A 25,324-nucleotide genomic window follows, 5' to 3' on the forward strand; every position below is an offset into this window, starting at 1 on the left:
TCGTAGCGGCCTGCGGAAATATTTTCAAGAACGGATGGGCACGTTAGATCCTTACGATTTTTTCTGCTGACTCGTCAATTTGAACGGCAATATGGTATAATTAATAACAATTTTCATTTAGGAGGCAATTTTCGTATGCGAGAGGATACAAAGGTTTATGATATTACAATTATAGGCGGGGGACCGGTCGGCTTATTCACCGCTTTTTACGGCGGGATGAGACAGGCAAGCGTCAAAATTATCGAAAGCCTGCCTCAGCTCGGCGGACAGCTTAGCGCCCTATACCCTGAGAAGTATATATATGATGTAGCGGGATTCCCGAAAATCCGTGCGCAAGAGCTTATCAATAACCTAAAAGAGCAAATGGCGAAATTCGACCAAACCATTTGTCTGGAGCAAGCGGTTGAATCTGTTGAGAAACAAGCGGACGGCGTGTTTAAGCTTGTAACAAATGAAGAAACCCACTACTCTAAAACAGTCATCATCACTGCAGGAAACGGCGCATTCAAACCGAGAAAGCTGGAACTTGAAAATGCCGAGCAGTATGAAGGCAAAAACCTCCATTACTTCGTTGATGATCTGCAAAAATTTGCCGGCAGACGCGTTGCGATCCTTGGCGGTGGAGATTCCGCGGTTGACTGGGCGCTTATGCTTGAGCCAATCGCAAAAGAAGTATCGATCATTCACCGCCGCGACAAGTTCCGTGCGCACGAGCACAGTGTGGAAAACCTTCATGCGTCGAAGGTTAATGTCCTGACACCATTCGTCCCTGCGGAGCTGATCGGCGAAGGCAAAATCGAACAGCTAGTGCTTGAAGAAGTGAAAGGCGACCGCAAAGAGATTTTAGAAATTGATGACTTAATCGTCAACTACGGTTTCGTTTCATCTCTTGGACCGATCAAAAACTGGGGCCTGGACATCGAGAAAAATTCCATTGTCGTGAAATCAACAATGGAAACAAATATCGAAGGCTTCTTTGCAGCAGGTGACATTTGTACATACGAAGGAAAAGTCAACCTGATTGCCAGCGGCTTCGGTGAGGCACCGACAGCAGTGAACAACGCCAAGGCTTACATGGACCCGAAAGCCCGCGTACAGCCTCTTCACTCAACAAGTCTTTTTGAAAATAAATAATAAAAAAAGGAGCTTGTGTCTGCGACACAGCTCCTTTTTTATTTGAAGATATTTATATAATTCAATGCAGTTCCTACAACCAGCGCAATCACAAGGGCTGCGACTACCCAGATCATTGCCATAATAATGCGGTCCTGAATCTTTTGGGACTTCGGTGTTTTTTCTTCGTTTTGGGCCATCTTATTCGCTCCTTTCCCATGTCCATGCCATAAAGAAAGCCTGGTGCTGAACGACCAAGCTTTGCTGAACGTATATCATTCGCGTTTTGATCCGCTCTCTAAGACCATTCGTTAAAACTATGATACCTAAACTCACCCTGCATGACAAGCTTCGGCACTTGCACCACACCTGCCAGCAAATCATAATGTTTGACATCCTAAATAAAACAGAGTACATTATAGAAGGCGAACATTTCATATATTATACTTTTAAATATTCGTTTTTAGGAGTGAAAACCATGGAAAACGTATTTGATTACGAAGATATTCAGCTAATTCCTGCAAAATGCATTGTAAATAGCCGTTCAGAATGTGATACATCCGTACGTTTAGGCGGACGTACATTTAAATTACCCGTCGTCCCTGCCAATATGCAGACGATTATAGATGAGAAGCTAGCGATTCAATTAGCCGAAAATGGCTACTTTTATGTCATGCACCGATTTGAGCCTGAGACACGAATTGATTTTATTAAAGATATGAACGCACGCGGGCTATTCTCTTCTATCAGCGTGGGCGTCAAAGATGAGGAGTATGAATTTGTCCGCCAGCTGGCAGAAGAAAACCTGACTCCTGAATACGTGACAATTGACATTGCTCACGGGCACTCAAATGCTGTCATTGAAATGATCCAGCACCTTAAAAAACATTTGCCGGACAGCTTTGTTATTGCTGGCAACGTCGGAACGCCAGAAGCAGTCAGAGAGCTTGAAAATGCGGGAGCGGATGCCACTAAAGTCGGCATCGGACCGGGAAAAGTATGTATTACGAAAATCAAAACCGGCTTCGGCACAGGCGGCTGGCAATTAGCAGCGCTGCGCTGGTGTGCCAAGGCTGCCAGCAAACCGATTATCGCGGATGGCGGCATCCGCACCCATGGCGACATTGCAAAATCAATCAGATTCGGCGCAACGATGGTCATGATCGGTTCACTATTTGCCGGACACGAAGAATCGCCAGGCCAAACGATCGAAAAAGACGGAAAGCTTTACAAGGAGTACTTCGGCTCAGCCTCTGAATTCCAAAAAGGCGAAAAGAAAAATGTCGAAGGCAAAAAAATGCACGTGGCGCATAAAGGCTCAATCAAGGATACACTGATTGAAATGGAGCAGGATCTTCAATCTTCTATTTCTTATGCAGGCGGAACAAAGCTTGAAGCCATCCGCAATGTGGATTATGTGATTGTGAAAAATTCCATTTTTAATGGGGATAAATATTAATCATAAAAAAACGCCAAGTCAGCGGTTCTCCGCTTGACTTGGCGTTTTCTGCTACTTCTTCAGCAAAGTAAGCTTATATTTGCTTTTTGAATTTATTTTCCATCAGTTCTGCCATTTGTTTTGCATTTGGATTTTCTTCATTTTGCAACTGTTCAATGATGTTCATATAATCCGTTTCATTTCGGTTCTGGCTTAATTTATATGCCGCTTGAATGTCTTCCACCTTAATCTTAAATCCAACGATACCTTTCAATTCACGTTCTAAGAGTTTTGGAGAAAGCTTATCCCATAAAACAGGATTGTCACGATGTTTTTCGTATTTCTCCAGCATGATTGTTAATTCTTCTGCTAATTCATCTTTCTCTAACATACTTGCTTTTCCATACATGTGGACAGCCTGATAATTCCACGTCGAAACATTTTCGCGCGAATACCAGGAAGAAGAAATATAAGCGTGCGGTCCCTGAAACATCACAAGCACATCTTCACAGGCTTCAAACGTTCTCCACTGAGGATTTCCATAAGCGAAATGCCCCGTAATATAGTAATGATCGTCTTTTTTATTGAATCCTAACGGCAAATGTGTGGCAATTGGTTTTCCTTGTTCTGTTGTGACAATCGTACCAAAGGAGTTTTCTTGTACAAAATTCCAAATTTCTTCAGCATTTGTGACTTTAAAATATTTTGGAATATACATCATCATCCACCCTTCGAAAAATATTATATGAGTGTTTTAGCCATGATTAAATCCGTTTGCTCTTCATCACCCATATAAAAAGAGTGGGCGCCGGTCTGAACAAACCCCATTTTCTTATAAAAGGCAATGGCATTTTCATTTTTTTCCCACACACCTAGCCAAATGTTCTTTTTATTACGTTCCAGCGCAATTTCTATCGCTTTATTCAGCAGATGTTTGCCAAGCCCATGTTTTTGAAAGCTGTTCTTTATATAAATTCTCTCGATTTCAAGTGATTCAGCACCCATTTCTTCAGACTGAGCATCATCGATATTGACCTTTACATATCCAGCGATTTCATGATCAAAGTAAACAAAAAAGAATTGCGAAGACATATTGGATAACTCTTTTTCCAGCTGCTCAGTGTTAAATGCGCTTTCTAAATAGGCTTTCATATTTTCAGGTGAGTTCTGTTCTTTAAAAGTGTCATTGAATGTTTCAATACTCAATTGTTGAAGTGTTTGTAAATCTTCCCGGCTGCATTTTTTCATTTTTACACTCATTGTTCGGATTCAGCCCCTTTATTTAAAATTCAATTGTCTTGTGTCCCTTTTTTAATATATTTAAACACGGAACAGATACTGACCTTGTTACCATTCCAAAAATCTTCTTCATCATCAACTCCCTATCGTGATTTTGTTGCAAATGCAATAAAATATACCCACATTAAATATAGCGTAACTTTGCTGTATTTACAACAAAAATCAAACAACAAAGCAGCGTTTCTCTTGCCGAAGTCCCCGGAACTCTCTGCATCATTTCCCCATAATAAAAACGCCTCCCTTAACGATGATTTATCGCTAAGAAAAGCGTCAGTAATAGTTGCTATCCGTTTTTAGTGCTTAGCACTCTTCAGGCTTGCCTGCATTCGTTGCTGTTCTGAACGAAGAACCGCAGCCGCATGAAGCGATGGCGTTTGGATTGTCGATGGTGAAGCCGCCGCCGAGCATGGATTGTTTATAATCAATCACGGTGCCGTTCATGATGTCAAGGCTTTCTTTGTCAACTAGAACAGTGATGCCGTGCTGATCAAACACACTGTCTGATTCACTCTTTTCATGCTCAAAGCCCATGCCGTAAGAAAGTCCGCTGCAGCCGCCGCCTTTGACGCCTACACGCAGAAACGCGTTTTCTTCTTCATGCTCTTTCATCATATCTTTTATATGCAAAGCTGCTGCTTCTGTAATTGTTACCGGGTTGCTCATCATTGTGAACCTCCTTTTAAAAACCGGTTGCTGTCTTTTATTATAAACATGATCGTTCCAATTCTCAAACAAGGTGTTTTACAAGAAATAGACACCCTCACAAACGGTTTCAGCCGGCCCTGTCATCATTACATGGCCGTTATCTTTCCAGTTTATCACCAAATCCCCGCCTGCTAAATGCACCGTGATGTCTTGATTTCGCTTTGATACGCCGTTTAATACAGATGCGACTGCCGCTGCACATGCTCCTGTCCCGCATGCCTGAGTAATCCCTGATCCCCGTTCCCAGACGCGGAAATGCAATTCTTGTTCATTCACGGTTTCAACGAATTCCACATTGATGCCTTCCGGAAATCTCGGATCTTTCTCAATCACCGGCCCCAGTGTCGTTAAGGGTGCCTGTTCAATGTCTGCGATCGGAAAAACGATATGCGGATTTCCCATTGAAACGGCAGTGCCTGTTAGTTCTACTTCACCAAATGCCATCGTTTCATTGATTGTGTGCTCTTCCCCGCCGTCAAGCATCGGAAGCTCGGATTTTGTCAAGCGCGGTTCGCCCATATCGACAGTGACCACATTCACTTTTCCGTTTTCGACTTGAACCTCCGCTTTCACAAGCCCGGAGAGAGTTTCAATCAGAAAAGATGTTTCCTCAACTAGCTTATGCTCATATGCGTATTTTGCGACGCAGCGCAGGCCGTTGCCGCAGTTTTTCCCTTCAGATCCGTCATTATTAAAAATCCGCATTTTAACAGGCGCTTGGTCTGATGGGCATATCAGGATCATTCCGTCGGATCCGATCCCTGTATAAACAGAAGAAACCTGAATTGCAATCTCTGACAGTTTTTCTTCTGGAAGCTGTTCTTCAAATTGATTCACATAAATATAACTGTTTCCCAGGCCGTGCATTTTGGTAAATCGAAATGAGTTCATAGGTGCCTCCAACTTTTTTTCTTTTTCTTAGTATAAAAGCTATTATAAGCGGACACAATACAATTATCCCCCGTTTTTCATACATAAAAGCTCCTTGCACTGACGCAAGGAGCTTTTATCGTTTATATAAACATGCCGGCAATGGCTGCGCTGAGCAGATTGGCTAATGTTCCTGCAAGAACAGCCTTCAGGCCGAGACGCGCGATATCTGAACGGCGGCTGGGTGCTAATCCGCCCAGCGTACCAAGCATAATCGCAATTGATGAAAAATTGGCGAATCCGCATAACGCGAAACTGATAATGGTAGCAGTTTTCTTAGAAAACTCGCCGATGTGCGGACCGAAGTTAGAATAAGCGACAAACTCATTCAGCACCAATTTCTGGCCGATATAGCTTCCCGCCTGCAATGCTTCATGCCAAGGCACGCCAATCAAAAAGGCGATAGGAGAAAACACATAGCCGAGAATGGATTCTAATGTTACGCCTTTTAAACCGAACAAGCCGAAAGCCCCGCCGAGAATACCGTTTACTACAGCGATTAACGCAACAAACGCAAGCAGCATCGCCCCAACGTTTAACGCAATTTGCAGTCCTGTTGACGCTCCCTTTGCAGCTGCGTCAATGACATTGGCTGCGCCTTCGCCTTCATCCATTTTGAAATCGCTTTTTACGGTTTGCGTTTTTTCCGTTTCGGGTATAATCAATTTACCAAAGACTAGTCCAGCTGGAGCAGCCATAAAGCTGGCCGCCAGCAAATATTCAATCGGAATACCAAGAAGCGCGTACCCAAACAAGGTAGATCCCGCAACTGCCGATAGACCGCTCGTCATAATCGTAAACAACTCAGAGCGCGTCAGCCCGGCAATCAGGGGTTTGATCACTAACGGAGATTCTGATTGTCCTACAAAAATATTGGCAGCAGCCGCCAGAGATTCCGTTTTGCTTGTTCCAAGGAGCTTCGACAATCCGCCGCCAATGACACGGAAAACGAGCTGCATGATTTTCAAATGATATAAAACTGCAATCAGTGCTGAGAAGAAAATGATAACGGGCAGTACACTTAATGCAAATGCCGGACTGTCTCCGACCTTTAGAAGCGGTCCAAAAATAAAACTGATGCCTTCATTCGCATAGTCAATCAGAAGCTGTACACGGCTTGAAAACCATAAAAAAACAGCGCGTCCCGCTTCCCATTTCAACACGATGTATCCAAACGCCACCTGTGTGCATAAACCAACGATGACGGTTCTTATCTTAATATTGCTTTTCTTTTCTGAAAATAAAAACGCGATAGCAATGATCGCAACTGCTCCCAGCAGCCCCCACAGAACATTCATGAATACTCGTACACCTCTTAAATTTTATTTAAAAAATATCTTTTATACGATAACAATAATATTTTTTGATGTCTACACATTTTTTTAGTTCTTTTGTACGGCAAAATAAAAAAGGGCCTGTCCAGGCCCTTTTCTTTAAAACATTGGATTTTCTTCAATAAAGGTATATATATTCTCAACAAGCTCAGCAGGCGTTTCACCCATGACGACTTCTCCGTTTACCAGAGCGAAAAGCGATTCCATGCATGTCCCGCAGTAGCTTAAGCAGCCATATTCAAGGACATCAAGGTTGGGATCCTTCTCCAAAATCGCCCGGGCTTCCTGAGAGCCGTGAGCCAGATTGCTGACACAAAATTCAATCATTGGATTCATGCGGTTTCACCTCACATATGTCCATTATCGCGAATTTTTCACTATTCGTCAAAGACAACGGATGATTCAAAATTTATTATTGTAACATATTATTTCTCAAATAACGTTTTACTAATTTGTGTTTTCAGGCTAAATTGTAGGTTATTTTGAAACTATTATTGTGATTTTAGATCAAATTCGATATAATTCTAGATGTTATTTTACATAGTTCGTATTTTCTTCAATGTGTCTATCATACTCTTCGGATTAAAGGGGAATTCAAATGAAAAAATTGGTCTTGATCGGCGGAGGTTACGGGAACATGCGTGTTCTTCATCGCTTATTGCCAAACCAGCTGCCTGATGATGTTTCAATCACGTTAATTGACAGAAATCCTTATCACTGCTTGAAAACAGAATATTATGCCCTTGCCGCAGGCACAATTTCTGACCATCATATCAGAGTGTCATTCCCAGAGCACCCTCGCCTGGATGTCCAATACGGTGATATCACATCAATTGATATTGTACAAAAACAAGTGCTGTTCCAAGATCGTGAACCGATTTCTTACGATGACGCCGTAATCGGGCTCGGCTGTGAGGATAAATATCACAACGTGCCGGGAGCGCCTGAATTCACCTACAGTATTCAAACCATCGATCAGTCCCGCGAAACCTACCAAAAGCTGAATAATCTGAGCGCTAATGCCACCGTCGCCATTGTCGGAGCGGGCTTAAGCGGCGTTGAGCTTGCAAGTGAATTGAGAGAAAGCCGTGATGACCTGAACATTATTTTGTTCGACCGCGGTAATCTCATTTTATCAAGCTTTCCCGAGCGTTTAAGCAAATATGTGCAAAAATGGTTCGAAGAGCACGGTGTCCGCATTATTAACAGGGCAAATATCACAAAAGTAGAAGAAGGCGTTGTGTATAACCACGATGATCCGATTTCTGCAGACGCCATCGTGTGGACAGCCGGCATCCAGCCAAACAAAGTCGTCAGAGACTTAGATGTGGAGAAGGACGCACAAGGGCGTATTGTATTAACGCCTCATCATAATCTTCCAGGTGATGAACATCTGTACGTTGTCGGCGATTGCGCCAGCCTTCCTCATGCACCGAGCGCCCAGCTGGCAGAGGCTCAAGCAGAGCAGATTGTCCAAATCTTGCAAAAACGCTGGAATGGAGAAGCCCTGCCTGAATCAATGCCTCAGTTTAAGCTGAAAGGCGTCCTCGGTTCACTCGGAAAAAAAGCCGGCTTCGGGCTTGTTGCTGACCGTCCGCTGATCGGCCGTGTTCCGCGTATGCTGAAATCCGGCTTGCTGTGGATGTATAAACACCATAACGGTTAATGATAGAGAAGAACCGCTGATCAAGTCAGCGGTTTTCTGTATACCCATGCTTCTCCATTTCCTCATAAACGTCTTTTAATTTTGGATTGCCTTCACCGACAATTTTGTCTTCTACGAGCACAAGCGGATAAAAATACTCGTCATTTCTGATTTTTTCCGCAAGCTCTTTCGCATGTTCATTGTCAGGCGGCTCATGAATATCGATGTACTGCATCTCAAAAGGCTGATTTGGATATTTTCTTTTCAGCGCAGCCTCAAGCCACTCGTATGTATCCTTGGCTGTCGGCATATTGACACAGCTCGCACAAACGGTTTCTGCCCCGTACACGCTTAGAATGACTGGTTTCATCACTTGTAGACGCCCCCTTCTCCTATGTAAGTCCTTTCTTTTAAGTATACAGAGCCAAAGGGCGTTTTTATAGAAAAAAACCGTTTTTGTGTTGAAGTCTGAATGTGCTATAATAGGGAAAGCAACTTTGCAAACCAAACAATAGATTTTTATTGTTACACTGAATATAATGGTTTTATGACGACGAAAGGAGCGAATGTCATGACTGAAGTTGAAATGAAAGAACAGGTGCAGGAAGTACTGGACAAACTTCGTCCGTTTTTACTTCGTGACGGCGGTGACTGTGAGCTTGTAGACGTAGATGAAGGTATCGTTAAGCTTCGTCTTCTAGGCGCATGCGGCAGCTGCCCAAGTTCAACAATTACGCTGAAAGCCGGAATTGAGCGCGCTCTTCTAGAAGAAGTGCCGGGTGTCGTTGAAGTAGAACAAGTCTTTTAATAAAGCAGCCAGTCTGATATTTGATCAGCCTGGCTTTTTTTATTAGAGATATTGGTCAAACCATGAGCTGATATAATTCAGGCGCTTGATCCGCTGTCTTGGGTGTCCGGTGCGTGACAAATTGTGCGATGCATTCGGAAAACGGACAAGCTTGGTTTCCTTGCCCATTTTTTTCAGAGCGATAAACAGCTGCTCCGCCTGCTCGATCGGACATCGGTCATCCCGCTCGCCATGCAGTATCAAAAGCGGTGTCTCCACGTTTGCTGCGTATTTTAAAGGAGACCGGTCCCAGAGCTTTTCTGTGTCCTCAAACATGTCATGCTCAAGCTGCCAGTCTGTAAAGAAATAGCCGATATCACTGACGCCGTGAAAGCTGATCCAATTTGATATCGAGCGCTGGGTAACGGCAGCTTTAAAGCGGTTCGTCTGCCCGACGATCCAGTTGGTCATAAAACCTCCGTAGCTTCCGCCCGTGACACCGAGCCGCTTAGGATCAATATGCGGATCTCGCTTGATAGCCTCATCCACAGCTTGCATCACATCGTCATAATCTTTTCCTCCATAATCCCCTCTGACCGCATTCACAAATTCCTGCCCGTAGCCGTGGCTTCCTCTCGGATTGATATAAACGACCGCGTATCCTTTCGCCGCCAGCACCTGAAACTCATGAAAATATGTATGTCCGTACATCATATGCGGACCGCCGTGTATGTTGAGAATAAGTGGATATGTTGTCTCACCTTCCATTTGTGCAGGCTTCATCAGCCAGCCGTTCACCATCACGCCGTCTTCTGTAGCATATTGAATCTCTTCAGGTATTGATATCGTATGCTCACTGACAAACTTGTCATTCGCGCCAGTCAGCTGTTTCTCTTCCTGTCCAAGCGGGATACTGTAAAGCTCACTCGGTCTGTCCGGCTTTGTCACACTGGCAATAAAGTGCTGTTCATCAGGTGAAAGAGAAAAGCTATTGATGTACTCTTTTTCCAGACGAACCGGATATACAAGGCCTTCAATCGAAATATAATAGATGCCCGTACTGCCTTGATCTGTGCCGATGACATAAAACCCTTGGCTGTCCTTTGTCCAAATCGGGCGCTGTTCAGCACCACCGATCAATGAATCTCCAATCAGCGCATCTGCTAAATGAACGTCCAGCATCTCAGTCAGACATGTGAGGCGGCCTTGTTCGATATCATAGAGCCACGCCTTTGAGAGCGTTGCATTCTTATATTCCTTTTCATTTCCAAGCAAAGCAAGATACCTTCCGTCTGGTGAAAATGAACTAGATCCGAATGAGCCGCGATGAGGTGTAACCTGCTTAAGATCTCCAGACTCCAATGACATTATGTAAACATCATGAGGCTTGCTGGCATCATCTGTTTCAGTTAAATTAGCTGAGAAAACAAGCCATTTGCCGTCAGGAGAAAAAGCAGGATCACCATGATCAGCTTTGTGACTTGTCAGCTCCTTCATCTCACCCGACTTTACGCTGACAAGCACAAGCTGGGCATACGCGCCTCTCGTCAGCCCTTTGCCGTCCCGTTTGTAGGAGAGGCTTTGCACTTCAACAGGTTCATAGCTGTCCTGCTCCGTTTTTTCTCGGTCATCAATGCTTTCCCCCTCTCCCAAACTGACAGTGACCAGAATCGATTCACCGTCCGGGGACCATAGCGGCTTTGACACGCCATATGGGATATCAGTCAGTTTTCTTGCTTCTCCGCCTTCAGTGCTCATGATATAAAGCTGTGCCGCATCGCCTTCTCGATCAGAAATAAAGGCTAGCGTACGCCCGTCCGGAGACCATCTTGGGTCGGTGCTTCGCTTTTCTCCATGTGTCCAAGGAACAGATCCACCCGTTTTCGTTTCATAGATCCATATATTTGATGTATACGAATCTTTCTCTTGATTCACTTGTGATTTTACATATGCGGCACGGGTGCCGTCTGGGGCGTATTGAGGATCGGTCACAGAGACAATCGCTGTGATGTCGTCTGCGGTTATCAGCTTTTTCATATTCATCTCCTCCTTTTTACATGTATTTCGTTTTTCTAAATAAAAACTCCTTTATCTCCAGCAAAAAAAGCGCCCTCTGCTGACGCTGAGGAACGCTTGGCATGATCTATACACTTTTTACTTGATATAAAGGATTTCGCTCTATTATACTTCCCTCTTTCGGGACGGTCAAAGCGTCTACTTCACAATGAGGGAAATGAAGCGCGAGCTGTTCTTTTAGCTCTTCTCCCTTTCCTTTTTCGGTCATGACGAGAATCGTCGGGCCTGCTCCGCTGAGAGCCGTTCCATATGCGCCCTTCATCTCGGCGACGTGCTCTACTTTTGACAGCTCAGGCACAAGCATCGCCCGGTACGGCTGATGGAACATATCCTTCTTCATGATTTTCCCGACAAGCGGCCAATCCTTGGACATGATCGCAGCAATGAGTATATTGCTGACAGCACTTGCTTTTACGGCGTCGGCATATGGAAACTCCTTCGGAAGCACGTCTCTCGCGTCTCTTGTCAGCACTTCGTAAAAAGGAATGACAACGACTACGTCAATGTCAGCATTCGGGACGCGGATCATTTGGGTCTCGTCATCCTCATGCAGGCCGATCACAAGTCCGCCGACGAGAGAAGCGCCAGCATTGTCCGGGTGTCCTTCTTCTAGACTGGCTAAATGCAGCTTGTCCGCTTCAGACAGCTTTAAGCCGCATAATTCATCAGCCAGTTCAATGGCCGCTACAATCGCCGCGGCGCTGCTGCCAAGGCCGCGTGCAAGCGGGATGTCGCTCCACACCTTCACATGGACAGGAGGTATTTCTTTTCCGTACAAATCTGCGGTCCGTTTAGCCACTTGATAGATCAGGTTATCTGTACCCGCCGGAATTCCGGCGACTGTTTCTGTTTCAGCCTCAAAAGACCATTTGTCGCTTTCAAAGACGGTCAGCTTCAAATATCTGCTGAGCGCCATTCCGACTGAATCAAAGCCGGGGCCTAGGTTAGCTGTGCTTCCGGGAACAGTGACAGAGAACAGCATGTCGGCTTCGTTCATACACGGGCCGCTCCTTTTACATATTCAAGGATGCTGTCTTCATCAGTCGGCAATGTGACAGGCTTGATTTCTGAAATGTCGACCGCTGTGTTCGGATCTTTCAGTCCGTTTCCTGTTAACACAGCTACGACCTTGCTGCCTTTCGGAATTTCTCCGGATTTCACCTGTTTCAGCACTCCTGCGATAGACGCGCAAGAACCCGGTTCTGCAAACACGCCTTCTACACGGGCGATCAGCTGATATGCGTGAAGGATTTCATCATCAGTGACTTCGTCAATTTTCCCATTGGATTCCTCGGCTGCCTTTACAGCTTTGTCCCAGCTTGCCGGGTTTCCGATACGAATGGCTGTCGCTATTGTTTCAGGATTTTCAATCACTTCATTGCGCACGATTGCCGCCGCACCCTCAGCTTCAAAGCCACGCATTTTCGGAAGGCCTGTGCCGTTTTTCTCATGATATTCCTTGAAGCCCTTCCAGTACGCAGTGATGTTTCCCGCGTTTCCGACCGGGATCGCTAAAACATCAGGCGCTTCCCCCAGCTGTTCGCACACTTCGAAGGCAGCAGTTTTTTGGCCTTCAATGCGGTAAGGGTTGACTGAGTTGACAAGGGCAATCGGTGATTTCTCACAGATGGAACGGACAATTTTAAGCGCATCGTCAAAGTTTCCGTCAATTGCGATAATCTCGGCTCCGTACATGACAGCTTGAGCGAGTTTTCCAAATGCAATTTTTCCGTTCGGGATGATGACAATGCATTTCATGTTAGCACGGGCTGCATATGCTGCCGCAGCAGCGGAAGTGTTACCTGTTGACGCGCACATAATCGTGTCATTGCCTTCTTCTTTTGCCTTTGCCACAGCCATAACCATTCCGCGATCTTTAAATGATCCCGTAGGATTGACGCCTTCCGTTTTGACATGAAGCTCAATTCCGAGCTGCTCAGACAGCTTCGGCAGGTGAATAAGAGGTGTGTTTCCTTCATGTAAAGTTAGCGCCGGTGTTTGATCTGTTACAGGTAAAAATTCTTTATATTGATGGATAAGTCCTTTCCACATTAGCTCCAACCGTTCCCTTCTACACGATATGTGCTTTTGACTTCTTGAACGACTTCCAAATCATTTAGGTTTTGCAGGATATCACTGAAATCAGCTTCTGATGTATGATGTGTGACAATTACGATTTCAGCTAACTCATCATGGCCTTTAATTGGCAGCTGAAGGATTTTTTCAAAGCTCACGCCCCGCTCTGAGAACACAGATGTAATTTTCGAGAATGAACCAACCTCATCTTTTACATGAATTCTTAAAAACTGCTGTGCATAAATGTCAGACGGCGATTTCATGTTTTTCTCATATTGCGGTCCGACAAAGCTGTTGCCGGTTACACCGAGGCGCATATTTTTCATGACAGCGACGAGGTCAGAAACAACGGATGTCGCTGTCGGCATGCTTCCGGCTCCCGGCCCGTAGAACATCGTCTCACCGACAGCCTCGCCGTATACATAAACAGCGTTAAACTCATTATGAACAGCAGAAAGCGGATGATGGTCAGGAAGCAGTGTCGGCTGTACGCTGACCTCGATTTTGCTGCCGTCACGCTGAGCAATCCCGATCAGCTTCATTGTATAGCCGAGGCGTTTGCTGAAGCTGATGTCCTCGTCTGTAATTTGGGAGATCCCCTTTACTTTGACGTCTTCCAGATCCACGTTCATCGAGAAGCCGAGGCGCGCCAATATCGCCATTTTCCGTGCGGCGTCAAGCCCTTCCACGTCAGAAGTCGGATCAGCTTCGGCAAAACCGAGATCCTGCGCTTCCTTGAGCACTTCCTCGTATGGGCTTTTCTCTTTGATCATTTTGGTTAAGATAAAGTTTGTTGTGCCGTTCACAATTCCCATCATTTTTGTAATTCGATCTGATGAGAGGCCTTCCTCTAACGTGCGCAGAATCGGAATCCCGCCGGCAACACTGGCTTCAAAGTAGATATCGCATCCATTTTCCTTCGCTTCGGCAAGCAGCTCGGAGCCGTACACAGCCATTAAGTCCTTGTTTGCTGTGACAACATGCTTTTTCGATCTCAGCGCGTCGACCAAATATTGTTTTGTCTGTTCAACGCCGCCGATCACCTCGATGACGACATCAACATCTGGATCATCAATGACATCATACACTTCTGTCGTGAGCACTTCCTTCGGCAAATCTACTTCTCTCTTTTTCTCTAAATCTTTTACAAGCACTTTTTTTATCGTAACCGGACAGCCGACCTGATGCATAAGCTTATCCTGATGGTCTTGAATAATTTTAACGACACCGCTTCCGACGGTACCTAAACCTAAAAGCCCTACACGAATCGCTTTCAAAAAAACTCCACCTTTCTTTTGATTGTCCTCTTGAAAAAGACAATTGTTAACTCAACACAGACATATAAGTTACAAACATTATATAAGCCCGCTCCTGTTTTGACAAGACAGCATTAGGCTGAATTTTGCGAATGTAAACGCTTAACGCATTGATATGACAAGATTCTTTATTTTCTAATTATTTTTGTCAGATTTTCTCCTCACCCTGAGCTGCCTTTGCCGAGCCAGCTGACGCGTGGAACAAACAGCTTCTGCGCCCGCATATTCATGAATTCCTGCGCTGTATTGAGAAATTGTTCATAACGCCCACAGTCATTAAGAATGAAGTTAAGCTGTTCTTCAAAATAATGCTTTTCTGATTCTGATGACATGTAATAGCTTTCTACGATTTCAAAATAATGAAGCGGGAAAAGCAGACGGCTGTATAAAAGGCGTTTCGAAAATGAAGACAGCGGTGTGACTTGCTCGTATTCCTGTAAAAAGAGAAAGCCCTGCTGATTAAAATCTTGTCTGTGATGCAAAAACGTATGCCTCATATATTCAGCCAAATCACGGGAAGCGTGGTCAAACACCCAATCCGCCGGAATCCTGATCAATGATTCCGGTGACCATGTATGCCTTTCCATCCGCTGATGGCATATCGTTCCTGAATCAGCGGCTTGGGGCTTGTCATCCAGCTCAGTGTCCACTAAATATTGTATCGCGTTTTCTGACAGTCCTAAATAATATGGAAATGATTCGATCATTTTTTTATCGAATGGCTCATGCGGAGGGGTCTGAACCTTTCTCTGCCAAAATGCTTCCAGCTGATCAATTCGTTTTCCCCACAGATCCTTCCACTGGCCGATTCTTCCGGCCGCCTTCACCTCATATGGATATCCTCGGCCTTTTCGGTGAAATTCCGCAAGCTCCGCTCCAATGGAGAACGCCCTGTTTGAATAAGGGGGGGCCGCCTTCAGCAGAGCGTACGTTCTTCCCTCATGTTCAAATGTCAGTTCACCTTCTTTTGTAAAGATAAAAACCGAAACGTATGGGTCACTTTGTTCTTGTAAATACTGACTCATGTAATAAAGCTCCGCCAGCTCTGTTTCTGAGAATTGGGAAACGGGGACAATCAGAAAGTATGAATTAGGCGTCTGAAAGCATTGATATGTGTGCTGGTACATGGAAAGCTGCCTGATGTGAATGCCGTATTTTTCTTTTATTGTACCTTTCACCATGATCACCTGCCTGTTGAATTAGGGCTCATCACATCGTAGTCATACACAGCCGGAATTATGAATACATATTTTAATCCGAAGAAGGCGCAAGAAAAAGTCGTAAACTTCTCAAGCATTTTGTATAAACTAGTAAAAAAGATTGGGTGAAGCTGATGTCAGAAAACGAACAATTCAGTCAGATGGAAGCTAAAGCAAGAGCACGGATGAAGGAGCGCGGCGTTGAGGTATCAGACATTGCCGAGCTTGTCTTTTTTCTGCAGAAAAAATATCATCCGGATTTAACCATTGATGAATGCACGCTGAACGTCAATCGTGTTCTCGCAAAACGCGAGGTGCAAAACGCGATTTTAACGGGCATTGAATTGGATGTTCTTGCTGAGCAGAAAAAACTGTCTGAACCGCTGCAAACGATGCTGGAAATAGATGAAAGCCTATATGGAGTAGATGAAGTTCTGGCATTTTCCATTGTGAACATTTACGGATCGATCGGGTTTACGAACTACGGTTACATCGACAAAGAAAAACCCGGAATCCTTAAACGATTGAATGATAAATCAACCGGTGAATGCCATACCTTTTTAGATGACATCGTCGGAGCGATTTCCGCCGCGGCTTCAAGCAGACTTGCTCACCGCGCGCGGCATACAGAATAAGGGCACCCTTTTAGGGCGCCCTTTTTTCAAATGTATGGAATCCATTCAGTCAGAGAGTCAATGGCGTGAGTCGGTTTTTCCATATCGTCTGTCATATGTTCTCTTTTCGTTACGCCTGTGTGAACGAGCAGCGTATCCATACCCGCGTTAATGCCGGCCATAATATCAGTGGCGTAGTTGTCGCCGACCATGAGTGTTTCAGACACATCTGTGCCGAGAACGCGCATCGCCTGCTCCATAATAATTGATTCCGGCTTGCCGATAAATACAGGCTGTACACCTGTAGATACGGTTAACACCGATGTCAGTGAGCCGTTTCCCGGCAGAAGCCCTCTTTCAGTCGGAATCGCAATATCTCCGTTAGTGGAAATAAAGCGGGCGCCATTTCTGATTGCCAGGCAGCCGACAGCAAATTTTTCGTATGTAATGGAACGGTCGATGCCAACAACGACAAAGTCCGCGTTTTCTCCGCCAAATGTCAGGCCGTTTTCTTCAATCGCCTGGCGGATTCCTTCCTCCCCAATCACATACACAGACGCGTCTTTTTTCTGCTGTGCAATGTGCTGGGCAGTTGCCATGCTGGTCGTGAAGACCTGCTCTTCTGTTGCCGGAATATCAAAAGACACGAGCTTGTCCGCTACCTGCTTCGGTGTGCGCGAAGAGTTGTTTGTCACGAAAAGATAAGGAACGCCGCGATCTTTCAGCGTTCTGACAAATTCACACGCCTCCTCGATTTTTTCCGTGCCATTGTACATTGTTCCGTCTAAATCAATTAAATACCCTTTATATGTTTTCATATCCAACACTCCTGTGGCTTTCCAGTTGTTATTTAAACGCAGAAACAGGTCCTAGCTCTGTTTCCAAATAGCTTCTGATCCGTTTCGGGAAGTCCTGAAGAGCTGTTTGATGCGCCTTGATCAGCCTGTAAAGCTCGCCGCTGTCAGCGAGCAGATACTGTTGAACCAACGTTTTGCGGTAGGCGATCAATTTTTTGAGCTCATCACCCTCTTTTTCCGTGACAACTTTCTCATCAACAAGTATATCCATAATGTCGTCATAGCTGCCCGGGTCCCGCATAATAAAGCCGTCAATCATGTCATTGCCTGTATCCAAAATGCATTCGATTAACAGATGGCCTATACGCTGAAGTGCCAATTCCCCGATTTCAGACTGCCAGTCTGTTTGTGAGTCAAATAGCGCCAGCTGGTGCTCGAAGAACCCTAGTGTTTTCTCGATTTTGCTTCTGTCAACAAAATACATGACAGCATCCCCTTTGTGTATATTTATTTTCTGATCCGTTTCAAGACAAAATACGCACAGCCGAAATTGCAGTATTCGTAAATATATTCATCTAATGTGCTGATTTTCGTTTCGAAGGTTGCTTTTTGATTCTGGTCGTCAAAGAAGCCCTTGAGCCTTAACTGACCGTATCCCCAGTCTCCCACAATATAATCGTATTTATTTAATATATCGGAGTAGCGGGCTTTAAAAGCTTCTTCGTTGAAGCCGTCTTTGAAATTGTGCACCAATTCAAATTCGGCATTTTGAATAAGAATCATGATCTCACCTCTTTTTTCACTCATTCCTATCATAATTCATTGCCCCGTCCCCATCAATTGCTAAAGAATAAATCATGCGATTTGGCTACCCTACACATGAGGAGGGATTGATAAATGAAACGAACCGCTGTCAGCCTCTGCCTGCTGACCGGACTATTATCCGGGTGCGGAGGCGCAGGATTGGATAATGCACAAAATGTCCGGAATCAGACGCAGAATCAAACCAAACCCATTCATGTGTCGGACCGCAACGAGGCTTTTAACAGGCATAATGAGAACGAACAATTTGGCTATGTCCGCTATCAAAGAGAACAATTTGACGGAGACCAGCAGAAAACGCCGGTGATGAACCGGGAAGAAACCGCTCACATGATATCAAGTTTAACGGTTCAGCTCCCCCATATTCAAGATGCTGCGACATTGGTGACTGACCGAGAAGCGCTTGTCGTATACAAAACCGATTCTAAAAACCGGGAGCTGACCGCCGATCAGGTGAAAAAAACAGCGGCCTCCGTGATACCGCGATACTATCACGTGTATATTTCCGATAATCCAAACCATATGCAGTCCGTCGAAAATTACAGCAATCTCGGCTCTGGTTCAAGGGATATCAGAGAGATCATGTCGGGGACGATTCAAGAAATGAAAACCTCCCCGCAAGGAAGCCCTGTCTCAGAGAATGAAAATGCCAATGGAGAAACGCGTCAGGACATGAAAATCGATAGGAATGACAAAAACGCCAGATGATCTGGCGTTTTGGCATTATGCTTGGGCTTGACGCTTTTTAGATGCTTCGTTTACTTGTTCATCCGCATGGTAAGAGGAACGGACAAGCGGACCGGCTTCACAATGGCTGAAGCCTTTTTGCATCGCGATTTCTTTTAATTCTGCAAATTCATCAGGATGGTAGTATTTTTGGACTTTCAAGTGTTTCTTCGTCGGCTGCAGATATTGGCCGATTGCCATAATATCCACGTTGTTCGCCAAGAGGTCGTCCATTACTTCAATAATCTCTTCTTTTGTTTCGCCGAGCCCGATCATGATACTTGATTTTGTCGGAATGTCAGGCTGCATTTCCTTCGCACGGCGCAAAAATTCCAATGAACGGTCGTACGTCGCACGCGCACGGACTCTTGGCGTCAGGCGGCGAACCGTTTCGATATTGTGATTCAGGATGTCTGGGCGTGTATCCATTAAGGTTTTTAGGTTATCGTAGTTTCCGCCCATATCAGACGGCAGCACCTCAATTGTTGTGAACGGGCTTTTTCTGCGGATCGCACGGACAGTTTCCGCGAAAATGCCTGCCCCTCCATCTTTCTGATCGTCACGCGCAACAGCCGTAATAACCGCGTGCTTCAGATTCATAAGCGCGACTGAATCCGCTACGCGTTCCGGCTCTTGCAGGTCAAGCTCAGTTGGAAGGCCTGTTTTGACAGCACAGAAACGGCATGCTCTTGTACAAACAGAACCTAAAATCATAAATGTCGCTGTACGTCTGACAGCCCAGCATTCATGAATATTCGGACATTTTGCTTCTTCGCATACGGTATGAAGGTTGTTTTCCCGCATGAGTTTTTTGAGCCCTGTATAGTTTTCATTTGTATTTAATTTAATTTTAAGCCATTCGGGCTTTCTGAGGTGTTCGTCTTTCTTTGCCAATTCCCATCATCTCCAATATCCAATATACTCAATTTCTGACACGAAACATTCTGAAAACGAGAAAGGTGCAGATTTTAGTTCTGCAACAAAAATAATGTTTTTCTAACTAAAGAAAGTCTTTTCTTTAGACACTTTAACATAGGAAAAATTTCTCGACAAGGGAAGATGATTACTGACATTTTTAAGCCGGGTTGCCGCAAACTATGTGTATTCAATATGAAAGGAGATTATTTTGTGAAAGTTTTGTTATCCGCTCTTCTTCTCCTTTTGTTTGCATTTGAGCCTTCTGCGTCTGGAAAAAAGCTTTCAGATCCAGTGCTGTCGAAACGGATGGAATTATATCATAAAATCGAAGCTGTGACGCAGATCCCTTGGTATGCGCTCGCCGCTGTTGATCAATACGAAGAAAACGTGCGGAGCAACCGGAAAGATCTGCCTGAAAAGGCGGGAATCATCAGCATCTATATACCCGATGACATCTGGAGCGGGCCTGAAAACCCGAATCCGAAAGACGATGCGCCGTTAAGCATTAAAGTGTTTGACGGAATCGGAATGGATGGCGATGGAGACGGGAAAGCCGAGGTCAGCAACGATGAAGATATCTTGTATACGTTCAGCCAATACTTACTGTCGTATGGCACAGATGAAGACAACATCCGGATCGGGCTTTGGAATTATTACCGGCGTGATCAGACAGTGGGGATTATATCTGAATTCATGAAGCTGTTTAAAGCCTACGGCCATATTGATCTGGGCGAGCATGCATTCCCGCTTCCGATCAGAACCGATTACAGCTACCGAAGCACGTGGGGAGATGCCCGCGGCTTCGGTGGAAGGCGGATTCATGAAGGTACGGATATCTTTGCCCATTACGGCCTTCCTGTCAAATCCACATGTTACGGCGTAGTTGAAATGAAGGGCTGGAACCGCTTCGGAGGATGGAGAATCGGCATCAGGGACATTAACAATACGTATCATTATTTTGCCCATCTCAATGGGTTTGCCAAAGGAATTAAAACAGGACAAATCGTTGAGCCTGGCCAAGTGATCGGATCAGTCGGCAGCTCCGGATACGGCCCGCCGGGAACCGCCGGGAAATTCCCGCCGCATCTGCACTATGGCATGTACAAAGATAACGGAAGAACCGAATGGTCATTTGATCCATACCCTCATTTGAGGGCGTGGGAGCGATATGAATACCAAAAAAAGAAGTAACAAAAAGCCGCCTCTTCAACAGGCGGCTTATTTGCTGCTTTTTTCTTTTTTTGAATCGGCACCGTTTTCTTTGCTGCTCGGAAGCTGGACAGAAGGCGTGACACCCGAGCCGCCGCTTCCATTATAAAACTGCGGCACTTCGCCCTGCACTGCTTTAATCGATACAGGAACATTATTTGTGACGACAGCGGTTTTGCTGGCAAATGGAATGATGACCTTCACTTTAATTTCGACAAAGATGCTGATATCAATAAGTGCGTTATTTATGCCATACGGCTTGATTTTGGTTTTGACATCTGTAAAAGCGTCACCGATTAAATTGAACCGGACCGGGATTTTCGGCCCGAGGTTTCCAAGAAGGCTGTTGCCGGTTACCTGTCCCAGCGGAATGTTGATCATAATGTTTTCACTGGCGCCGCTGTGTCCGGTATGGGTTTCCATCTCTTTCAAATGAGCCTGAAGCTGCTTTGTCACTTTTGTTTTCACACTGTTTACAACCTGTGTATTAAAATCGATTGTCGTTAAGTTTCCGTTTTCATCAGAATTCATTTGAAACATATCTTTCATATTTTCACTGTCAGACATATAGTCCTCAATCGAATCCTGGATCACCTCTGTCGCTATACGCTTCGTTTCCATCTCGCCGATGTCCATTAAAACAGGTTTGATCGAGCCATTGATCATCCAAAGGCTGACCGTTGTTGACAGGATAAAAAAGACAACGGACAGGAGCATCACGTAACGGAAAGGCAAAGGTCCTCTCTTGCGAAAAGGGCCGCGATATCTTGGCAAGAAAATCCCCCCTTACATATCACAATGTATGCTTGTAAGAGGGGACATAGTAATAGCCGGGGCCAATTTATTTTATTTCACCATTTTTAAAAGCGCTTCTCTGCCGCTCATGCCGACTTTGATGCCAAGATCTTCCGCAGCGTACGTGACGGATTCTAAAGGTGCGTCTAACAGCTGGTCAATGGTGCGGACACCAACTGCGCGTCCCGCCACAATGCCGCGCTCCTTTAATTTTTCATTCAGCAGCGCCACATCCAGCGCACCGCACATAATATATCCGTGATCATTGGCGACGGCCATAAAATTCGTTTTTGGAAGTTTCACTGTCACAGCTGTAAAAGGCTGTCCTTCTATCATGATCGGTGTCAGGTTTACCACGTCAACCACTCCCTTCATTCATCACTTTATGATGAAGGGCACAGCTTGTTGTGGGCTGACTGCCTTATTGCGCAAGCTTCCAAGCAAGCAGATCCCGCAAAAATTCCGGCATAAAATATTCTTTTTCTGCAGCGTCGCGAATCAACGGAAACAGTTTGCCGAGCGTGAACATATCAAGCACCGCAACAGAGTATTGTTTATGTTTTTCAATATCTTCCCCGTTCAGCGTGATGCGGGTGACATGGGTGATCCCGTCATCGAGCCGTTTCGTTTCTACCTCAACGCCGGCATACACCATTTTCCCCATCACTTCTCCGCGGAAGCCGAGTCCTTTGATCCGGAGCTGCTCCATTTGTTCGGAAGCGGCATGGACAATGGTTTCCTTCAGTTCTTCTCCCGTCAGGCGGACAGCCACCGGGTTGATCGGATGCGGACAGATTCGGTGCAGATCCAGCTTTGTCACAGGACCTGCTTTAAGCGGACCGAGAATGACACCTGAATTGACCATACTGATGTCCGTCTCGCACCATTCCTTTAAGGCGTATGCCAAAAGCAAAGGCAGCTCTGATTCTTCAAACCACTTCACCTCAGCATCTTGTGCAAGCTCTGCAACGGCATCGGACAGCTTCTCCTCGGCTTCACGTTCTTTTTCATTGAGAAACGCTTTTGTTTCTGCGGATTCTCCTGTCCATTCCGCCATGTTCTGCACAGAAGCCGTTTTGCTGATGATGCTTCGCTGTACGCTGTCCACCGTGATTTCTACACAGCCGACATAATGCCCGTATTTCTCGGCGCTGGCCAGCAGTACCCCATTCACCACTTGTCCATCTTCAAGCAAATGATGGGTATGTGATTCGAGGATTACATCAATCTCAGGCACCGCTTCAGCCACTGCCTGATCATCAAGAATGCCTAAATGTGACAGCAGAACGATAATATCAGCCTGCCCTTTCACTTCCAGAATGGTTTCCTTTATGCTTTCAAGGGCATCCGTTACTGTCCATCCCAGCTTGTCATATACAGGATAATACGGCACAGTTACACCTAAGAAAGCGATGGACATACCGTTTTTCAATGATTTGATATGGTAAGGCACCGCCCAGGACGGACGGTTTCCATTTTTATCAAACAGATTAGAGACGATGACAGGAAATTCAGCATGATCATATAAGGCAGCAAGCTCTTCATGCGGAAGCGTAATCCCTTCGTTATTTCCGATCGCCGCTCCATCAATGTGAAGGCGGTTTAAGAGATCGACATTCGCTTTTCCGAATGTTGCCTCTGTCACGAATTGAAAACGATCAAGATGATCGCCAATATCAAAAACGAGCGTCTCTTCGCCGTCTGACTGATGCTCTTTTCTTTTCTGCTCGATATAATCTACAATTTTCGGCCAGTTTTCAAAATGGCTGTGCAAATCATTTGTATGATATAAGCGGAGCTTCTCCTTCATAATATCTCTCCCTAATCGTTCAGCTGAAAATGCCTTCATAAATGAGCTGGCAGCCGATCAAAATCAATACGATCCGCATGATCATAACGATCGTTTTCGTCTGCATTTTTCTGTTGATGGCGGCGCCAAGCTTTCCGCCGAACCAAGCGCCGGGCACAAGCGCGAGGGCGTACAGCCAATTGACGTGCCCGGAAATCATATGTGAAACAGACCCTGTCATAGAAGACAGGAAAATAATAAACATGGACGTTGCCACCGCAACCTTCGGCGGAAACAGAAATAACAGCATCATCGCCGGAACCATCAGTGATCCGCCGCCTATACCGAAAAGTCCGCCTAAAAAACCGACAACAAAGGCAATGGCAATACCGACAGAGGCCTGATATGAGTACGTATAAGGCTCACCGGCATCATCCTGAAATGTCCGGATAATTCCTTTGTGCGCTTTGTTGATTGGCCGGGCTTTCGCTTTCAGCATTAAGGATAATGAAATCAGAATCATAAAAATGCCAAACCAAACGGAAAACGAGTTTGAATTGAACAGCTTTGACACGTAAGCCCCGATCATGCTGCCGGGACCCGAACCGATAAAGAAAATGAGTCCGCTCTTATAATCAACTGTTTTATATTTAATATAAGCCAAAGTTGAAGAAAGGCCCGTAAAAATAATGACCAAAAGCGAAGTTCCAATCGCAACCTGCGGCGTCACATCCTGAAACAGCTGCGTCACTGTGCTTAAAAACATCAGAGACGGCACAATGACAATTCCGCCGCCAAGCCCGATCAGACTTCCTACCGTACCTGCGATTAATCCCAGTACGACCAAAATCACAAACGACATCAATCAAAACCTCTTTTCTAAAATAAATCGAGCTGTCTCGGAGCAAGTCCGCTGTACTCGATATCAAGCAGTTCAAGCATCTGCTTGCCATTATCCGCAGCGTCACCGCCGGAATTGTTGTTGAACAGAACAAAAACATCCTTACATTGCTGCTGCAATTCATTCAGGTGCTTTTTCCAATCCTCCAGCTCCTGTTGGTTGTAGCGGTATAAGTACCTGACCTCCCGCCAGTTTTTCCCGCCATCAGGCTTCATCCAGCCCTGCTTGTTGCGTCCGTGAAACCTGACGAGCGTTTTGTTTTCATCGGTCGCGCGCAGCACAGTAGGAACGCTGCCTTCTCCGATTTGCGGTTCATCACAGACACTGTGAATCCAGCCTTCCGCTTTCATAAATGAAAGCGTCTGCTCATAAAATGGCGGCGAGAACCAGGAACGGTTTCTGAATTCAAGCGCGCAAGGAATATCTCCCATTTGGTGCTTACACCATCTCAAATAGGCGACATTCTCCTTCTTGCAGTCAAACCACGGCGGAAATTGAAACAGCACCATGGCGAGCTTATTGCTATGTAAATATGGCGTTAAAGACACCTTAAACGCATCAAACATCTCCTCTTTTGAGTCAAAGGGAATTTCGCCGCGCTGATGCCCTGTCATGCCCTGATATGCTTTCACGATAAATTGGAAGGTTTCGGGCGTTTCCTTCACCCACTTTTCATTATTGCGCGCCGGCTGAATCGCGTAAAAGCTCGCGTCTAATTCCACGATCGGAAAATGGGAGGAATAGGCCTGCAATTTTTTCTGGCTGGCCGTTTTCGGCGGATAGATGCTGTCATGATCCCCCCACCCCGTCAGTCCGATATAAATCACACTCATTC

Annotated in this window: 29 protein-coding genes; 7 read left to right on the forward strand and 22 right to left on the reverse strand. The window is 45.4% G+C overall.

The genetic code is table 11. The features are described from left to right. Positions 1 to 135: 135 nt before the first annotated feature. Entirely contained in the window at positions 136 to 1,134 is a 999-nt protein-coding gene (yumC, locus tag MHB62_RS16625) for a ferredoxin--NADP reductase 2 (RefSeq protein ID WP_003228725.1), read from the forward strand. Positions 1,135 to 1,172: 38 nt separating this feature from the next. Here the strand turns inward: yumC and MHB62_RS16630 are convergent, their stop codons facing one another. Beyond that, on the reverse strand, positions 1,173 to 1,313 hold the full coding sequence (locus MHB62_RS16630; RefSeq protein WP_003228723.1) for a hypothetical protein: 141 nt from the start codon (positions 1,311 to 1,313) through the stop codon (positions 1,173 to 1,175). Positions 1,314 to 1,591: 278 nt separating this feature from the next. On the opposite strand from MHB62_RS16630, the gene guaC reads away from it, so the two are divergent. Beyond that, positions 1,592 to 2,572, forward strand: a complete 981-nt coding sequence (gene guaC / locus MHB62_RS16635; RefSeq protein ID WP_015714642.1) for a GMP reductase — start codon at positions 1,592 to 1,594, stop codon at positions 2,570 to 2,572. Positions 2,573 to 2,645: 73 nt separating this feature from the next. Here the strand turns inward: guaC and paiB are convergent, their stop codons facing one another. The 6 genes from paiB to MHB62_RS16665 all read right to left on the reverse strand — a co-directional run bounded on the left by paiB (position 2,646) and on the right by MHB62_RS16665 (position 7,155). Next, on the reverse strand, positions 2,646 to 3,269 hold the full coding sequence (gene paiB / locus MHB62_RS16640; protein ID WP_015714643.1) for a protease synthase/sporulation negative transcriptional regulator PaiB: 624 nt from the start codon (positions 3,267 to 3,269) through the stop codon (positions 2,646 to 2,648). A gap of 23 nt (positions 3,270 to 3,292) precedes the next feature. Next, positions 3,293 to 3,811 (reverse strand): spermidine/spermine N(1)-acetyltransferase, encoded by a 519-nt coding sequence (gene paiA, locus MHB62_RS16645; RefSeq protein ID WP_014477872.1) that lies wholly within the window; start codon positions 3,809 to 3,811, stop codon positions 3,293 to 3,295. Between the two features lie 339 nt (positions 3,812 to 4,150). Continuing rightward, positions 4,151 to 4,513 (reverse strand): iron-sulfur cluster assembly accessory protein, encoded by a 363-nt coding sequence (locus MHB62_RS16650; RefSeq protein ID WP_003244166.1) that lies wholly within the window; start codon positions 4,511 to 4,513, stop codon positions 4,151 to 4,153. A gap of 78 nt (positions 4,514 to 4,591) precedes the next feature. Further along, positions 4,592 to 5,446, reverse strand: a complete 855-nt coding sequence (dapF, locus tag MHB62_RS16655) for a diaminopimelate epimerase (protein WP_003243745.1) — start codon at positions 5,444 to 5,446, stop codon at positions 4,592 to 4,594. Positions 5,447 to 5,568: 122 nt separating this feature from the next. After that, positions 5,569 to 6,783: a NupC/NupG family nucleoside CNT transporter gene (locus MHB62_RS16660; RefSeq protein ID WP_003228710.1), complete on the reverse strand. Its 1,215-nt coding sequence runs from the start codon at positions 6,781 to 6,783 to the stop codon at positions 5,569 to 5,571. Positions 6,784 to 6,918: 135 nt separating this feature from the next. Then, positions 6,919 to 7,155 (reverse strand): YuzB family protein, encoded by a 237-nt coding sequence (locus MHB62_RS16665; protein WP_003222913.1) that lies wholly within the window; start codon positions 7,153 to 7,155, stop codon positions 6,919 to 6,921. Between the two features lie 262 nt (positions 7,156 to 7,417). On the opposite strand from MHB62_RS16665, the gene MHB62_RS16670 reads away from it, so the two are divergent. Further along, the gene (locus tag MHB62_RS16670; RefSeq protein ID WP_003228707.1) at positions 7,418 to 8,485 is read left to right on the forward strand and encodes an NAD(P)/FAD-dependent oxidoreductase; all 1,068 of its coding nucleotides are present in this window, start codon (positions 7,418 to 7,420) and stop codon (positions 8,483 to 8,485) included. A 25-nt stretch (positions 8,486 to 8,510) separates the two neighbouring features. Here the strand turns inward: MHB62_RS16670 and MHB62_RS16675 are convergent, their stop codons facing one another. Continuing rightward, positions 8,511 to 8,837 carry a YuzD family protein gene (locus MHB62_RS16675; protein WP_015714646.1) on the reverse strand — a complete coding sequence of 109 codons (327 nt, stop codon included), beginning with the start codon at positions 8,835 to 8,837 and terminating at the stop codon, positions 8,511 to 8,513. 99 nt (positions 8,838 to 8,936) lie between these two features. Between MHB62_RS16675 and MHB62_RS16680 the strand changes: the two genes are divergently transcribed. Beyond that, the gene (locus tag MHB62_RS16680) at positions 8,937 to 9,272 is read left to right on the forward strand and encodes a NifU family protein (RefSeq protein WP_010886606.1); all 336 of its coding nucleotides are present in this window, start codon (positions 8,937 to 8,939) and stop codon (positions 9,270 to 9,272) included. A gap of 42 nt (positions 9,273 to 9,314) precedes the next feature. Here the strand turns inward: MHB62_RS16680 and MHB62_RS16685 are convergent, their stop codons facing one another. The 5 genes from MHB62_RS16685 to cotNH form a co-directional block, all read right to left on the reverse strand. After that, the gene (locus tag MHB62_RS16685) at positions 9,315 to 11,288 is read right to left on the reverse strand and encodes a S9 family peptidase (RefSeq protein ID WP_015714647.1); all 1,974 of its coding nucleotides are present in this window, start codon (positions 11,286 to 11,288) and stop codon (positions 9,315 to 9,317) included. Positions 11,289 to 11,394: 106 nt separating this feature from the next. Further along, positions 11,395 to 12,324 (reverse strand): homoserine kinase, encoded by a 930-nt coding sequence (thrB, locus tag MHB62_RS16690; RefSeq protein WP_032730335.1) that lies wholly within the window; start codon positions 12,322 to 12,324, stop codon positions 11,395 to 11,397. Next, on the reverse strand, positions 12,321 to 13,379 hold the full coding sequence (gene thrC / locus MHB62_RS16695) for a threonine synthase (protein WP_003228697.1): 1,059 nt from the start codon (positions 13,377 to 13,379) through the stop codon (positions 12,321 to 12,323). Before thrC ends, thrB begins: the two co-directional genes overlap by 4 nt. Next, positions 13,379 to 14,680 carry a homoserine dehydrogenase gene (locus MHB62_RS16700; protein ID WP_003228694.1) on the reverse strand — a complete coding sequence of 434 codons (1,302 nt, stop codon included), beginning with the start codon at positions 14,678 to 14,680 and terminating at the stop codon, positions 13,379 to 13,381. The genes thrC and MHB62_RS16700 overlap by 1 nt, the downstream gene beginning before the upstream one ends. Before the next feature lie 200 nt (positions 14,681 to 14,880). After that, on the reverse strand, positions 14,881 to 15,900 hold the full coding sequence (gene cotNH, locus MHB62_RS16705; RefSeq protein WP_032722458.1) for a spore coat-associated protein CotNH: 1,020 nt from the start codon (positions 15,898 to 15,900) through the stop codon (positions 14,881 to 14,883). A gap of 152 nt (positions 15,901 to 16,052) precedes the next feature. Between cotNH and MHB62_RS16710 the strand changes: the two genes are divergently transcribed. Continuing rightward, positions 16,053 to 16,553: a phosphatidylglycerophosphatase A gene (locus tag MHB62_RS16710; RefSeq protein WP_003243814.1), complete on the forward strand. Its 501-nt coding sequence runs from the start codon at positions 16,053 to 16,055 to the stop codon at positions 16,551 to 16,553. Between the two features lie 26 nt (positions 16,554 to 16,579). Here MHB62_RS16710 and nucF read toward each other — a convergent pair whose 3' ends face one another. The 3 genes from nucF to MHB62_RS16725 are packed head-to-tail and all read right to left on the reverse strand — an operon-like array spanning position 16,580 to position 18,112. Next, positions 16,580 to 17,350, reverse strand: a complete 771-nt coding sequence (gene nucF / locus MHB62_RS16715; RefSeq protein WP_003243196.1) for a 5' nucleotidase NucF — start codon at positions 17,348 to 17,350, stop codon at positions 16,580 to 16,582. Positions 17,351 to 17,378: 28 nt separating this feature from the next. After that, on the reverse strand, positions 17,379 to 17,813 hold the full coding sequence (locus MHB62_RS16720; protein WP_003228684.1) for a DUF86 domain-containing protein: 435 nt from the start codon (positions 17,811 to 17,813) through the stop codon (positions 17,379 to 17,381). Between the two features lie 23 nt (positions 17,814 to 17,836). After that, entirely contained in the window at positions 17,837 to 18,112 is a 276-nt protein-coding gene (locus tag MHB62_RS16725) for a YutD family protein (protein ID WP_003228682.1), read from the reverse strand. Between the two features lie 114 nt (positions 18,113 to 18,226). On the opposite strand from MHB62_RS16725, the gene MHB62_RS16730 reads away from it, so the two are divergent. Next, on the forward strand, positions 18,227 to 18,859 hold the full coding sequence (locus tag MHB62_RS16730) for a YhcN/YlaJ family sporulation lipoprotein (protein ID WP_014480752.1): 633 nt from the start codon (positions 18,227 to 18,229) through the stop codon (positions 18,857 to 18,859). Between the two features lie 15 nt (positions 18,860 to 18,874). Here MHB62_RS16730 and lipA read toward each other — a convergent pair whose 3' ends face one another. Beyond that, a complete protein-coding gene (gene lipA / locus MHB62_RS16735) occupies positions 18,875 to 19,771 on the reverse strand; it encodes a lipoyl synthase (RefSeq protein ID WP_003222888.1) in 897 nt (298 codons plus the stop codon). Between the two features lie 234 nt (positions 19,772 to 20,005). Here lipA and lytH point away from each other — a divergent pair, with 234 nt between their 5' ends. Continuing rightward, positions 20,006 to 20,986 carry an L-Ala--D-Glu endopeptidase gene (gene lytH / locus MHB62_RS16740; RefSeq protein ID WP_003243462.1) on the forward strand — a complete coding sequence of 327 codons (981 nt, stop codon included), beginning with the start codon at positions 20,006 to 20,008 and terminating at the stop codon, positions 20,984 to 20,986. 27 nt (positions 20,987 to 21,013) lie between these two features. On the opposite strand, the gene yunB is transcribed toward lytH, so the two are convergent. The 5 genes from yunB to MHB62_RS16765 form a co-directional block, all read right to left on the reverse strand. Then, on the reverse strand, positions 21,014 to 21,778 hold the full coding sequence (yunB, locus tag MHB62_RS16745; protein WP_009968113.1) for a sporulation protein YunB: 765 nt from the start codon (positions 21,776 to 21,778) through the stop codon (positions 21,014 to 21,016). Between the two features lie 72 nt (positions 21,779 to 21,850). Then, positions 21,851 to 22,156 (reverse strand): YunC family protein, encoded by a 306-nt coding sequence (locus tag MHB62_RS16750; protein ID WP_019712942.1) that lies wholly within the window; start codon positions 22,154 to 22,156, stop codon positions 21,851 to 21,853. 64 nt (positions 22,157 to 22,220) lie between these two features. Next, positions 22,221 to 23,609 (reverse strand): bifunctional UDP-sugar hydrolase/5'-nucleotidase, encoded by a 1,389-nt coding sequence (locus MHB62_RS16755; protein WP_019712943.1) that lies wholly within the window; start codon positions 23,607 to 23,609, stop codon positions 22,221 to 22,223. Between the two features lie 19 nt (positions 23,610 to 23,628). After that, a complete protein-coding gene (locus MHB62_RS16760; protein ID WP_003228670.1) occupies positions 23,629 to 24,450 on the reverse strand; it encodes a sulfite exporter TauE/SafE family protein in 822 nt (273 codons plus the stop codon). A gap of 17 nt (positions 24,451 to 24,467) precedes the next feature. Continuing rightward, on the reverse strand, positions 24,468 to 25,316 hold the full coding sequence (locus tag MHB62_RS16765) for a DUF72 domain-containing protein (RefSeq protein WP_003243895.1): 849 nt from the start codon (positions 25,314 to 25,316) through the stop codon (positions 24,468 to 24,470). Positions 25,317 to 25,324 lie beyond the last annotated feature (8 nt).

The sequence above is a fragment of the Bacillus sp. FSL K6-0255 genome (assembly GCF_045040725.1).
In the GTDB taxonomy this organism is placed as follows: Bacteria; Bacillota; Bacilli; order Bacillales; family Bacillaceae; genus Bacillus; species Bacillus subtilis.

Bases quoted from the DNA above. Each gene is read 5' to 3' on its own strand.
- MHB62_RS16720 (WP_003228684.1), bottom strand. From the start codon at position 17,813: ATGTATTTTGTTGACAGAAGCAAAATCGAGAAAACACTAGGGTTCTTC.
- MHB62_RS16630 (WP_003228723.1), bottom strand. From the start codon at position 1,313: ATGGCCCAAAACGAAGAAAAAACACCGAAGTCCCAAAAGATTCAGGAC.
- nucF (WP_003243196.1), bottom strand. From the start codon at position 17,350: ATGAAAACATATAAAGGGTATTTAATTGATTTAGACGGAACAATGTAC.
- MHB62_RS16725 (WP_003228682.1), bottom strand. From the start codon at position 18,112: ATGATTCTTATTCAAAATGCCGAATTTGAATTGGTGCACAATTTCAAA.
- paiB (WP_015714643.1), bottom strand. From the start codon at position 3,269: ATGTATATTCCAAAATATTTTAAAGTCACAAATGCTGAAGAAATTTGG.
- thrC (WP_003228697.1), bottom strand. From the start codon at position 13,379: ATGTGGAAAGGACTTATCCATCAATATAAAGAATTTTTACCTGTAACA.
- MHB62_RS16665 (WP_003222913.1), bottom strand. From the start codon at position 7,155: ATGAATCCAATGATTGAATTTTGTGTCAGCAATCTGGCTCACGGCTCT.
- MHB62_RS16755 (WP_019712943.1), bottom strand. From the start codon at position 23,609: ATGAAGGAGAAGCTCCGCTTATATCATACAAATGATTTGCACAGCCAT.
- guaC (WP_015714642.1), top strand. From the start codon at position 1,592: ATGGAAAACGTATTTGATTACGAAGATATTCAGCTAATTCCTGCAAAA.
- MHB62_RS16710 (WP_003243814.1), top strand. From the start codon at position 16,053: ATGTCAGAAAACGAACAATTCAGTCAGATGGAAGCTAAAGCAAGAGCA.
- yumC (WP_003228725.1), top strand. From the start codon at position 136: ATGCGAGAGGATACAAAGGTTTATGATATTACAATTATAGGCGGGGGA.
- thrB (WP_032730335.1), bottom strand. From the start codon at position 12,324: ATGAACGAAGCCGACATGCTGTTCTCTGTCACTGTTCCCGGAAGCACA.
- MHB62_RS16730 (WP_014480752.1), top strand. From the start codon at position 18,227: ATGAAACGAACCGCTGTCAGCCTCTGCCTGCTGACCGGACTATTATCC.
- MHB62_RS16660 (WP_003228710.1), bottom strand. From the start codon at position 6,783: ATGAATGTTCTGTGGGGGCTGCTGGGAGCAGTTGCGATCATTGCTATC.
- MHB62_RS16760 (WP_003228670.1), bottom strand. From the start codon at position 24,450: ATGTCGTTTGTGATTTTGGTCGTACTGGGATTAATCGCAGGTACGGTA.
- MHB62_RS16685 (WP_015714647.1), bottom strand. From the start codon at position 11,288: ATGAAAAAGCTGATAACCGCAGACGACATCACAGCGATTGTCTCTGTG.
- cotNH (WP_032722458.1), bottom strand. From the start codon at position 15,900: ATGGTGAAAGGTACAATAAAAGAAAAATACGGCATTCACATCAGGCAG.
- MHB62_RS16670 (WP_003228707.1), top strand. From the start codon at position 7,418: ATGAAAAAATTGGTCTTGATCGGCGGAGGTTACGGGAACATGCGTGTT.
- paiA (WP_014477872.1), bottom strand. From the start codon at position 3,811: ATGAGTGTAAAAATGAAAAAATGCAGCCGGGAAGATTTACAAACACTT.
- MHB62_RS16650 (WP_003244166.1), bottom strand. From the start codon at position 4,513: ATGAGCAACCCGGTAACAATTACAGAAGCAGCAGCTTTGCATATAAAA.
- dapF (WP_003243745.1), bottom strand. From the start codon at position 5,446: ATGAACTCATTTCGATTTACCAAAATGCACGGCCTGGGAAACAGTTAT.
- MHB62_RS16680 (WP_010886606.1), top strand. From the start codon at position 8,937: ATGTGCTATAATAGGGAAAGCAACTTTGCAAACCAAACAATAGATTTT.